This window comes from Leptolyngbya sp. FACHB-8 (genome assembly GCF_014695575.1).
GTDB lineage: Bacteria > Cyanobacteriota > Cyanobacteriia > Elainellales > Elainellaceae > Vacuolonema.
Genome location: NZ_JACJOO010000078.1, coordinates 92,766 through 103,718 on the forward strand (window position 1 = coordinate 92,766; position 10,953 = coordinate 103,718).

The following is a 10,953-nucleotide window of genomic DNA, read 5'->3' on the forward strand; positions in this document are numbered from 1 at the left end:
ATAAGCTCTTGTTTCCAAAACATTCCAAGGGGTACGAATCATGCGATTTGACCGTCTCGATCGAATATTTCAACGTCCCCAGGAGCGACGACCTCGACGCTGGATTATTTTAGTTGGACTGATTGGAACTGCAATCCTAATCGCACTATTATGGCAGCGGTTACAGCCTGACCCGATTGCCACATCAACTCAGCCCGAAATCACCATCACGAGTTCACAGAACGAGCCAATTCAACCGATTCCCCTACAAGTTTCACTAGATAAAAATAAAGTGCAGTTAGGAGAAAAACTCTTTGCTGACACGCGCATTTCCACCAATAATCAGGTATCTTGTCTCAGTTGCCATCACCTGGATCAAGGAGGGGCAGATCGACAAGTTCGATCCATTGGAGCAACTGGGGTGCGAACACAGGTAAATACCCCGACGGTTTTCAATATCGGCTACAATTTCCGGTTTAGTTGGAACGGACGCTTTGAGACGCTAGAGGCTCAGAACGAGGGATTAGCCCAGAACGTGATGGGGCTTTCTTGGGAGCAAGTCATCCCGAAACTTCAGCAAGTACCCGACTACGTTCAACTATTTAACGCCGTTTATGCTGATGGGATCACCTTGCCCAATGTGATTGATGCGATCGCGGTTTACGAGCGATCCCTCATTACGCCGAACTCCCGCTTTGATCAATTTTTGCGCGGCGATTACACGGTGTTAACAGTTGAAGAACAGGAGGGCTATCGATTATTTAAAAGTTACGGCTGTGTGAGTTGTCACCAGGGCGTGAATGTGGGCGGCAATTTGTTCCAGAAATTTGGGGAGATCGGAAATTATTTTGCCGATCGCGGCAACATTACCCCTGCCGACTATGGGTACTACAACGTGACGGGCAGCGAGAACGATCGATTCGTGTTCCGGGTTCCGAGCCTCAGAAATGTCGCAATCACACCGCCTTATTTTCATGATGGCACGGCTCAAACGCTTGAACAAGCGATCGCCGTAATGGCAAAGTATCAACTCGGTCGCCCCCTTCCTCAAGCACACGTTCGTCGCATTGCCCAATTTCTAAAGACGCTCACCGGAGAACCTCCCAGGAGTGCATCATGACCCGTGTTGATAGTTTTAATCACAATCGTTCAAGACGATCCAAGCGAGTAGGACGTTTTTCTCAATTGCTGTGTTGGAACACAGTGATCTGGATTGGTTTTGCGATCGTGTTGATGGTGTTGTGGAACAAAGCGAATATCCTTGATATTCATCAACATAGCCGCTACCTTACACTTTTACGTGAATCGCAAGAGGTTGATGCACGATTGAATCAGCGCGTTTTGGAAGCACGATTAGGGCAGCTTTCCTCCTACGATTCCATCGTGACCAAAATGGCTAAATTGAAGCAGATTCAAGCCAACCTGCAACAGATTCCCAGCTTTGTTGATCCCACAGAACATGCTGCCCTAGATCAATTGCTGCGCCGCCAGCAGGAACTGTTGCAAGCCAAAGAAGCACTGATCAACCAGTTCAATTCCCAAAATGCGGTTTTGAAGAATTCGCTGTCGTATTTTCCGATTTTAGTTCGCACGCTAGTCGAAAAACCAACAATCGCTCCATCCCAGTCTGAGCAGCTAAATTTGTTCCTTCAGAACGTTCTATTGTTAGATGTATTAGGAGACAACGGAGATGTCTCGGCTCAACTCATGCAACAGATTGAACAACTAGAAGCCGATCGATCCAATGAGCCAGAGTTAAAAACGGTGGTCGCTCATGCCCAGCTAATTTTACGAGGACAACCCCGATGGGAAGCCCTTCTTCACGGCATTTTGATTATTCCCACCAGAGACACTGGCGAAGCGATTGCAAAAACATACTATCAGTCTTATCAACGAACACTCACAACCGTTGACTTTTATCGATTCTGGTTTTTTGCCATGTGTACGGTTGGGGTGATTGCGATCGCCACGTCGATTATTCTCAAGCTGAAGCGCTCAGAACAGGCACTGCGACAAAGTGAAACAAAATTCCGCACCCTGCTCAGTGCCATTCCAGATTTGATGATGCGTTTAACTGCCGATGGTACATATTTAGACTTTATTCCAGCAAACAATTTCAAAGTTTATTTGAACCATACAGAACGGGATGTCGTGGGTAAAACTGTATTTGATGTTCTGCCTGCTAAATTAGCAAAAGAACGGATGGCTTATATTCGGCAAGTACTGCGAACGGGTAAACTACAAGTTTATGAGTATAAGCTAACAAATAATAGTAAAGTTCAACACTTAGAAAATCGAATTGTTGTGAGCGGTAAAAATGAAGTGCTGATCATTACGAGAGATATTACTGAGCAGAAAAAATCTCAAGAAGAACTGCAATGCGCCAAAGAAGCGGCTGAATCCGCAAACAAAGCGAAAAGCATTTTTCTCTCGAATATGAGTCACGAACTCCGAACGCCGTTGAATGTCATTCTTGGATTTGCCCAACTTCTAAGCTATAGTGATTCCCTCGCCGCTCAGCAACAACAACATTTAGATGCGATAAGCCGCAGTGGAGAACATTTATTGATGTTGATCAATGACGTTCTAGAAATGTCGAAAATTGAAGCAGGTCGCATCACTTTAAATGAAACCGACGTTGATCTTGATGCCGTCATCTCAACCCTACAACAGATGTTTCAATTTAAGGCAGAGTCTAAAGGGCTGCAATTAATGGTGGAACAATCTTCTGATTTACCGCAATATATTCGCACCGATGAAAGCAAACTGCGTCAAGTATTGGTCAATCTATTAGGGAATGCCGTTAAATTTACCCAAACTGGAGCGATCGTTCTGCGCGTCCAATGGCAACCTGACACGAACACCCTTCACTTCGCAGTGTCCGATACTGGTATTGGCATTGCACCGGAGGAACGCGATCGCATCTTTGATCCCTTTGCTCAAGCTAAGGCGACACAGCAATCCCATCAGGGGATACCCCTGCAAGCCCAGGACGGCACCGGGCTCGGCTTAGCGATCAGTCATCGGTTTGTTCAGCTATTGGGCGGAGAGATCTGGGTTGAAAGTCAGATCGGAGATGGCTCAACGTTTCACTTCACGATTCAGGCACCAATAGCTGAAAGAGATGGCATCCTGATTCAGTCGAGCCAACGCCAAGTCATTGGGTTAGAACCAGGGCAACCCACGTACCGCATCCTGATTGTGGAAGACAAACTCGAGAATCGCCAACTCCTGGTGGAGTTATTGCGTCCCATTGGGTTTGAGGTGCAGGAGGCGAGCAATGGACAGGATGCGATTGAGCAATGGAAAGCTTGGTCGCCGCACTTAATCTGTCTAGATTTACGGATGCCCGTGTTAGATGGCTATCAAGTCGCAGAACAGATTCGTACCCAGCGGCAAAACAATGAAGCCCCGACCATCATCATTGCCATCACAGGCAGTGCCTTTGAAGAAGACCGAGATCAGGCGTTAGCAGCGGGGTGTGATGATTTCGTACGAAAGCCGTTTCGAGCAGAGATTATTTTTGAAAAGATCGCACAGTACTTAGGAGTCCGCTACCGCTACGCAGCAGAACCAGGATCACTGTCCCTTCACACCTCGGTTCTCACCCCTGAAATGATTGAAGTAGTCCATCTGAACCAAATGCCACCCGCTTGGCAAACCCAATTGCATCAGGCAGCAATTTGCGTCGATGCAGAGGTCATTAGGCAATTGATCGAACAAATTCCAGAGTCGCAAGCAGATTTAGCAAAAGCTTTAACCCACCTTGTTGATCAGTTTCAGTTTGAAGAAATTGTTGCAAGAACTAAGCAGCTATTGCTGAAGATTGATTAAGAAAAAGGGGTGTAGATTCGTTACCGTTTCTCGATCAGACTTTAAGGCAGGGTGCACATGAATACGATAGTTAGATTTGCTTGTTGGTTTTCCCCTTTAATAAGTGTTTTACTATTTGCGGCTTGTAGTCATCAAAATAATGCTGAAAACAATATAGACACGAATACGATAAACAATCCATCTATAAGTACAAACACTACAAAATTTGCTACGGCGAAAGGATGTAAGAATGTTGGAATTTTGTTACCGGAATCAGATTCTTCAATCAGATATGAGACTTACGATCATCCCTTGCTAGAAAAAGAAATTAAGCAAGCGATTCCAGGCGTCACAGTTCAATACGCTAACGCAAACAACAATGCGAACACTCAACAGAACCAGGCAGAAGAGGCACTGATGAAGGGAGCTTGTATTCTTGTGGTTGGTCCGCAGAATAGTGATAAAGCGTCGGTGATTGTGCAACGAGCGAAAGCTAGCCGGGTTCCGGTGATTGCCTACGATCGCTTAATTCAAGACCCAGACACTGCCTTCTATGTTTCGTTTAATAATGTTCGTGTTGGTGAACTACAAGGACAATACATTGTTGATCAGTTTCATAAAGGCGAATTTGGTCTGAAGCCCGGTGCAAATCTGGTGATGATCCATGGAGCGCAAACAGATAACAATGCCTTGCGGTTCAGAGAAGGTGCGCTGAAAGCATTGCAGCCGTTGATTGATAGCAAAAAGATTAATCTAGTTTTCGACCAATATACGCCGAACTGGGATAGTGCTCAGGCACAATCGAGTATGGAAAGGCTGCTGACGCAGCAGCAAAATGTTCAGATTGCTTATGTTGCAAATGATGGAATGGCGAATGCGGCGATTGCAGCGCTGAGGGCGCAGAATCTAGATGGCAGGGTGTTAGTGACGGGACAAGATGCGACTGTCACAGGAATTCAGAACATTCTCACGGGTGATCAGGTGATGACGGTTTATAAACCGATCGCGAAACAGGCGCAAGTGACGGCGCAGGTAGTCGCGGCGTTGAGCAATGGAACTGATCCGAGAACCTTGGTAAATGGGCAAACGGCATTGGAACCAGGAGGACAGTTGGCAACCGTGTTGTTAGATCCGATCGTAGTGGATAAATTGAATATTCAGCAGACAGTGATTGCGGATGGATATTTGACGAGGGAGCAGATTTGTCATGGATTAAATGATGACACGACGGGAATCTGTCGCAATATTGCTCATGCAAAGCAGTAGATAGATCTTCGGTTTGAAGGGAATCCAGTTACTGTCGAGGATCGAGAGAGTAACCCTGCAATGCGAAACCTGTTACTGATCGCCAGATAGGAACAGCAGGAAGTAGACGCACAGGCAATTTTGAATGCAGAGGATTTAATGTACAGCGAACTCCTCATGTTGGAACTCCCGTAGTGCTTTCATTCGGCACTATGATTGAAGAATTTAAAAAAATTCCTCCAACGGGTGCCTGCTAACGAAGCGGTGCTGGAACGATTAGCTCAACCTCAAAACCTCGAAGTTGTCCTACAGCGAGGAGGAGAAGCCGAAATGGACGAGATGTGGAGTTTCGGTGGCAACAAAAAACAAGAGCGATGGTTGTGGCATGCGATCGATCATCCAACGGGTGAGATTCTCGCTTACGTCCTGGCTCCTCACGTTGACGTTGCGTTGAAAGAGTTAATGGCACTGTTAGCCCCTTTTGGTATTCATCGTTTTTACACCGATGGTTGGGGCGCGTATGCCAGAGTCCTTGATGAAAATACTCATGAGGTTGGTAAACGCCATACCCAGAAGATTGAGCGCAAGCATCTCAACCTATGGACTCGAATCAAACGATTAGCACGCAAAACGATTTGTTTTTCAACGTCTGAACGATTACACGATACTGTTATTGGGCCATTCATCAACCGTTATGAGTTGGGTCGGGTCGTTTAGCCCCACCCACACGTCTAGAACACCACCGAAAATGACAACCCTCTCTATAGATCACACACTGTACTTGCCGATCATTTGCTGCTCCTTCCTATCACTTCTACCACAGCCGTCACTAGTTCATCGGGGTCGGTTGGCTTGGGCAGATGCTTTTGAAAGCCTGAAAATGCTAACTTTTGGCAATCTTCTTCAGTGAACAGCCCCGTCACTGCAATGGCTGGAAGCTGTTTTCCCTCTGCCACTGTGATCGCAGTGACTTTTTGAAGCAACGTGTATCCATCTTCATCAGGAAGGCAAATGTCACTGATCAAAACATCAGGGCAAGCTTGCTGGACAGCCAAGACTGCGGCCTGACTCGAAGCAACTTCAATCACCTTTGCACCTTCGGTTTCCAGTATGAAGCAAAATAGATTGCTGGTATCGATATCATTATCCACGACCAGCACCCGCAATCCAACGAGAACTGGCGACCGATTTTTAGCGCCGTGTCCCTGATTGTTTTCCTTCACGAGGAAATTGTTATCCGTGTAATTAAACATCATAAATTCAGCCGTGAAGGGCAAGATTACGAATGTTAAGCGCTGCGATCTCGCTCAATACAATAACAATGCACACCGCTGGGCAGATTAAATCTGAGCAAGCATTCGTCAGCATAGTGCAAGGCTGTTCAAATCTTGATTTAATTAGCCTTTCTTCCTTAAAAATCAAATTATTGTGACTGTTTCTCATCGTCGTTATGTGCTGGTTGTGGATGACCTCATCGACAACTTGACCCTCATGCAATGTGTTTTAGATCTAGCAGGGTATCTGGTGAGTACTGTCACCACTGGCACGGCAGCGATCGCCACCGTGCAACGCGCTCCCCCTTGCTTGATTTTGCTCGATGTGATGATGCCGGATCTCAGTGGCATCGAGGTGACCCGACAGCTTCGCCAAGAGCAGGAGTTGCCGTTGATTCCCATCTTGCTGCTCACAGCCGACCACGAGATCACGCTGGAGCAAGCGTTGGAGATCGGAGCAAACGGAGTCCTGCACAAACCGCTTGATTTGGACGAGGTGTTGTCAAAAGTCGAGGCTTACTGTAGGTTCAATGAGCAAGCCTTCAATCGAGACTGATTTCATCGTAAAGAAATCGATCGCGCCAGTCGGTCGAATTTTCAACATAAAGATACTTTTCTATCCAAAGAAGGACTACGCTGTCTCACTGCCTAATAGATGAGCAAACTCGCTTTGAATGACCCCGTAGCACTCACAAGCAAACTCTTCTAGCCCCGATTGATCGAGAATCGTGATTTTGCCGCGTGTGTAGCGAATCAGTCCGGCTTGGCTGAGGTTGCCAGCCGCCACGGTCACACTAGAGCGACGAGTTCCCAACATCTGACCCATGAATTCTTGTGTGAGCGAGAACTCATTCTTCTGCACACTGTCGCGCACGAGCAAAAGCCAACGGGCAAGACGTTCTTCAGTGGTGTGAAACCGATTGCAAGCAGCACATTGAGACGCTTGCGTGAACAGTGCTTGAACGTAGCGCAGCAGCAAGCGCTGCAACGGTCCACCGCGATCGAATTCGGCTCTCAGCACCGCTGCATCCATCCGCATCGCACTATCTGCAACCTGCACAATGGCTCGATGTGCCTTTGTTCTGTTGCCTAAAACCGAAAAAATTCCGGCCATTCCCTCTTGCCCAACCAGACCGATTTCGAGGACAGAACCATCGAGCATGGGGGCGATCAATGAAATCACGGAATGATGAGGAAAATAAACGTGCGGCGCAGGCTCATCAATTTCGTAGATGACTTGCTCTAAAACTAGTGAAACCTGCTGCAAATGGGGCAGCAGCCGCTGATAGACTTCAGTAGGTAAAGCCGCAAGTAGCCGATTGACGGGAACACCAGAATCTTGATTGATGGACATGAGTACCTCCCTTTAAATGTGCCAAGTCGAGAAAATCAACTGTCAGCACAAGGGAGGGACGCTGTAATCCACTCCAATATGGCAATAGAAACTTTTCTAGTTCCACGACAACCTGCCGGAACTATCTTCACACTAGCAAAAGTTGGTGATTTAGGAGCAGATTATCCATAATGGAAATAATCTTTGCTTTCTCTACCTGAGATCTTGCACCATTCTCAGTAAGGGTTGCCAAAGAGCCATTTCGAGTTTGGCGGGGGAAGGGCTATGCCAGTCTGGCTCAGTTGGGCCGCAAGTTGTTGGCGACGGTGCCCAAGTCCTTGCTCAACGGTCGAGTGGTTCTGATGCAGGCCGATATCGAGTTTGGTACTCTCCAGTTTCTCGATGCGGTTCGTAAACGTTCTTGGCGACCTGTCGTTGGCCTGCGGAGCAATCGTACGCTCAAGGACGGTCGCTGCCTCAAAGACCTCTACCGTCATGACAAGCGTGGTCTACAAGTGTATCTCAAGGGCATGGACTATCCCCTGACCGTGTCCTGGTTTTGGCTCAAACAGGCCGATGGCAAACGAGAACTGCGATTTGTCGCGTCCACCTATCCGTATTCAGGAGCCTATCTGGTGCAGTTGGGACGCAAGCGTTGGGCCATCGAAGGCTTTTTCAAAACAGCTAAACATCGGTTTGGGCTTCATTGTTTTGGTCAAGGAACCACGCTAGGAGTATATCGTTGGCTCATTTTGTCGTTGATTGCTTATTTGTTAGCGCATTGGATTGACCAATAGTCACTGCCTCCTATGCTGGACTGGAAAGCGGCTAGCCGTTTAGCTCTGGAAACTTTATTGCCCGTGATTGTCTGGTTTCAATTACTCAAACAGATCCGAATGAGTACAGATATTGCGGCACAGTATGGGTTTGAAATTGTTCTCAAATTCTTGCCTGACCAGGCTTACTGGAAAAGGTTCAAGATCTGAGATATCCTAATTCGACCCGCTCATGGGTAAATTCATTCCTGGAAATTTCCTTAGTGTTCCTGGTGGTGAAATTTGCTCTACAACTTCCAGTGCTTCTTCAAAATTCATCATTGAACCTCCTAAATCAGCCCTTGACGTAAAGCAACTACAGCAGCTTGTACACGATGGTCAACTCCAAGTTTGTTGAAGATACCACGTACATAAGTTTTTATAGTGTTCTGGCTCAGATATAGATGGGCTGCAATTTCAGAATTACTTTGACCTTCCGCCATGAGTTTCAAAACTTCCAATTCACGGCTTGAGAGCCTGTGCGTAGCCTGAAAAGACACTGAGGAAGAGTATTTTGTCTCTTGCATAAAAAACCTCTTAGGTGGTGTTAAAGTTGCTCACTATGAGTTATAAATCAATCAAGTTTTTGCTGATAGCTGTACATTGCAACCTGTGACAGAAGCAAGATGACTCGATACAGAAACATTGCGGCTTGATGCAAAAGGATTGCAATTTGATACGAAAGCCTTGCAGCTTTGTGCAGAAGCGTTGTGACTAGAGCGGCGATCACTGCCGCGATTTACCCTACCTCAGCGATCACACCACGGACAAGATCTAAAGTTATACCCTCTAACTTGCGGTGAATTCAAAAGACGAATCTATGAGCTTCTAATTACGCTACGCTGCTAGTTTCATCCTTGACTTCGGGTTTGATGACGAAAGCTCTTAGTTCGACCATCTTGCCGCCGCGAAAGCGCCAGACATCGCAGTACGAGTAATGAGCCGCCTTCCCGTCTTTGCCCTTGATTGTCAGGTCGCCAACTGCTGTAACGAAATCACCTTCAGCGATTAAGTTGGTGACGATATTCAAAGGTGGTTCCACATACTCCGTTGCCATCCATTGGCGAACGGCTTCCTTCCCTTGAAGGGTATTGTCGGCGACAAATGTCCATTGCGTGTCGTCGGTGCAGAACGACAAGAATCCTTCATAGTTGCCTTCAGCAATTGCTGCGTTTGCCGCTTCTAAGATGGCTTTATTGTTGTTTGACATCTAAATTTCTCCTTTGTTCAAATGGATACTTTAACGGAGCCGTCTTTGCTGCCACTGATGCAAAACTCATAGAACAATTGCAGTAACGCGGATTTCAATTCGCATCATTGGAAGTCCAAGAGCCGCGACTCCTACCTGTGTCCAAACTGGGGCATGGTTGGGCATGTAATGACGATATAGCCTGACCATCACATCGTTAACTTCTGGAGGAAACCCGCCAACATGGTAAGAATTGACATGAACAACATGCTCCCAACCCGCCCCGACAGTCGCCAGGGTTCGCTCTATGTTCCGAAATGCTTGGGCAATCTCATCCGCAAGCGATTCTGGAATTTGCAGGTTGTCATCCCAGTCACCTTGACCTGATGTCTCAACGCGATCGCCAATTTTTACCGCTTGCGAGTAATGCAATTGATTCAAAAGATATTCCCCATAGGTTTGAAGGCCCGAAGGCAGATTTGGATACCCAAGCGCGGTAGCTTCGCTTCACGCAGTGTTCGCTGTCAGACAAACTCCAAGCGAGAGGTACAGGAAAGTAAACAATGTAAATCGTTTCATTCTTTCTTCTCCGGTGAATTTCAGCACAAAATCAAATAACCGAGGATGCGGTGGGGAACTTCCCTAGCTTTTGTGGGTGGTTAGAAGACACTTTAGGCATAGTGATGAAGTCCTTTGATACATTTGCTGATGGTTTCACGAACTAACGAGATCACCGAAGACCCTTCCGATGGCTTTGAGAAACGGGTGCTGCTTGGGCTGCCCGTTGAGCATGAGGATGAATCTGTGTTTGTGGAAAATGACGGAAGATGAAGCATAAATAATCTTCTCCAAAAGCAGCACGAAGCTCTCGTTTGATCGCTTTAATCAGCTTGTAAACGTCCGCACTTCTAGGGCATTGATAGTCTCCGTACATCACCAGCACTACTTTGGCGCTCAGAATACCTTGAATCCAATCTTGAGTTGAAGGTGGTACAAGTAAAGAACTGTGGCTACGATCGTTACTCATCTTTTTACATTTGCACCAAGCATGGAACCGTGCAATTTACTTGCTCGATCCATTTGCATGACTGTTTGCATAAATTCAATATAGGCGGCCGCCTTCAAGCTGTCGCCTACAGCAAGTTGAATTTTTTACAGTGCAAATTGATAGATTAACCGTGCCATCGCGAAGTAGAAGGTAGGCTCTAACTTAAGATAGGCTCTCAACTCGATCGAAAGTACATTCTATAAACTAACAATGCCGCGTTTAACCGCAACAATCACAGCTTGGGTGCGATCGCTCAC

The 10,953-nt window shown here is 46.7% G+C and carries 11 protein-coding genes and 2 pseudogenes; 7 read left to right on the forward strand and 6 right to left on the reverse strand.

The genetic code is table 11. The annotated features are described in order from the left end of the window. The first annotated feature begins 40 nt into the window (after positions 1–40). The 4 genes from H6F91_RS22225 to H6F91_RS22240 all read left to right on the forward strand — a co-directional run bounded on the left by H6F91_RS22225 (position 41) and on the right by H6F91_RS22240 (position 5,754). Positions 41–1,099: a cytochrome c peroxidase gene (locus tag H6F91_RS22225; RefSeq protein ID WP_190789489.1), complete on the forward strand. Its 1,059-nt coding sequence runs from the start codon at positions 41–43 to the stop codon at positions 1,097–1,099. Further along, positions 1,096–3,813 carry a DAHL domain-containing protein gene (locus H6F91_RS22230; RefSeq protein ID WP_190789490.1) on the forward strand — a complete coding sequence of 906 codons (2,718 nt, stop codon included), beginning with the start codon at positions 1,096–1,098 and terminating at the stop codon, positions 3,811–3,813. Before H6F91_RS22225 ends, H6F91_RS22230 begins: the two co-directional genes overlap by 4 nt. A gap of 57 nt (positions 3,814–3,870) precedes the next feature. After that, positions 3,871–5,058 (forward strand): substrate-binding domain-containing protein, encoded by a 1,188-nt coding sequence (locus H6F91_RS22235; protein WP_190789491.1) that lies wholly within the window; start codon positions 3,871–3,873, stop codon positions 5,056–5,058. Between the two features lie 195 nt (positions 5,059–5,253). Next, positions 5,254–5,754 carry an IS1 family transposase gene (locus H6F91_RS22240; protein WP_199307990.1) on the forward strand — a complete coding sequence of 167 codons (501 nt, stop codon included), beginning with the start codon at positions 5,254–5,256 and terminating at the stop codon, positions 5,752–5,754. A 71-nt stretch (positions 5,755–5,825) separates the two neighbouring features. On the opposite strand, the gene H6F91_RS22245 is transcribed toward H6F91_RS22240, so the two are convergent. After that, positions 5,826–6,293 carry a response regulator gene (locus H6F91_RS22245; protein WP_206754962.1) on the reverse strand — a complete coding sequence of 156 codons (468 nt, stop codon included), beginning with the start codon at positions 6,291–6,293 and terminating at the stop codon, positions 5,826–5,828. 172 nt (positions 6,294–6,465) lie between these two features. Between H6F91_RS22245 and H6F91_RS22250 the strand changes: the two genes are divergently transcribed. Further along, complete coding sequence (locus H6F91_RS22250) at positions 6,466–6,867, forward strand: response regulator (protein WP_190789493.1); 402 nt, start codon at positions 6,466–6,468, stop codon at positions 6,865–6,867. 75 nt (positions 6,868–6,942) lie between these two features. On the opposite strand, the gene H6F91_RS22255 is transcribed toward H6F91_RS22250, so the two are convergent. After that, complete coding sequence (locus H6F91_RS22255) at positions 6,943–7,665, reverse strand: Crp/Fnr family transcriptional regulator (protein WP_190789494.1); 723 nt, start codon at positions 7,663–7,665, stop codon at positions 6,943–6,945. Between the two features lie 296 nt (positions 7,666–7,961). Between H6F91_RS22255 and H6F91_RS28035 the strand changes: the two genes are divergently transcribed. Both H6F91_RS28035 and H6F91_RS28040 read left to right on the forward strand, forming a co-directional pair. Beyond that, complete coding sequence (locus H6F91_RS28035; RefSeq protein WP_277874446.1) at positions 7,962–8,441, forward strand: transposase; 480 nt, start codon at positions 7,962–7,964, stop codon at positions 8,439–8,441. Positions 8,442–8,453: 12 nt separating this feature from the next. Beyond that, a complete protein-coding gene (locus H6F91_RS28040; RefSeq protein ID WP_242035922.1) occupies positions 8,454–8,630 on the forward strand; it encodes a hypothetical protein in 177 nt (58 codons plus the stop codon). A gap of 119 nt (positions 8,631–8,749) precedes the next feature. Here H6F91_RS28040 and H6F91_RS22265 read toward each other — a convergent pair. The 4 genes and pseudogenes from H6F91_RS22265 to H6F91_RS22280 form a co-directional block, all read right to left on the reverse strand. Beyond that, positions 8,750–8,935, reverse strand: a pseudogene (locus tag H6F91_RS22265) (response regulator transcription factor); the annotation flags it as partial. A gap of 356 nt (positions 8,936–9,291) precedes the next feature. Then, positions 9,292–9,669 carry a nuclear transport factor 2 family protein gene (locus H6F91_RS22270; RefSeq protein WP_190789496.1) on the reverse strand — a complete coding sequence of 126 codons (378 nt, stop codon included), beginning with the start codon at positions 9,667–9,669 and terminating at the stop codon, positions 9,292–9,294. Between the two features lie 66 nt (positions 9,670–9,735). Beyond that, the gene (locus H6F91_RS22275) at positions 9,736–10,125 is read right to left on the reverse strand and encodes a RidA family protein (RefSeq protein WP_190789497.1); all 390 of its coding nucleotides are present in this window, start codon (positions 10,123–10,125) and stop codon (positions 9,736–9,738) included. A 289-nt stretch (positions 10,126–10,414) separates the two neighbouring features. After that, a pseudogene (locus H6F91_RS22280) lies at positions 10,415–10,675 on the reverse strand (thioredoxin domain-containing protein); the annotation flags it as partial. Between the last annotated feature and the right edge of the window lie 278 nt (positions 10,676–10,953).

Bases quoted from the DNA above. Each gene is read 5' to 3' on its own strand.
- H6F91_RS22225 (WP_190789489.1), top strand. From the start codon at position 41: ATGCGATTTGACCGTCTCGATCGAATATTTCAACGTCCCCAGGAGCGA.
- H6F91_RS22230 (WP_190789490.1), top strand. From the start codon at position 1,096: ATGACCCGTGTTGATAGTTTTAATCACAATCGTTCAAGACGATCCAAG.
- H6F91_RS22235 (WP_190789491.1), top strand. From the start codon at position 3,871: ATGAATACGATAGTTAGATTTGCTTGTTGGTTTTCCCCTTTAATAAGT.
- H6F91_RS22245 (WP_206754962.1), bottom strand. From the start codon at position 6,293: ATGATGTTTAATTACACGGATAACAATTTCCTCGTGAAGGAAAACAAT.
- H6F91_RS22255 (WP_190789494.1), bottom strand. From the start codon at position 7,665: ATGTCCATCAATCAAGATTCTGGTGTTCCCGTCAATCGGCTACTTGCG.
- H6F91_RS28040 (WP_242035922.1), top strand. From the start codon at position 8,454: ATGCTGGACTGGAAAGCGGCTAGCCGTTTAGCTCTGGAAACTTTATTG.
- H6F91_RS22270 (WP_190789496.1), bottom strand. From the start codon at position 9,669: ATGTCAAACAACAATAAAGCCATCTTAGAAGCGGCAAACGCAGCAATT.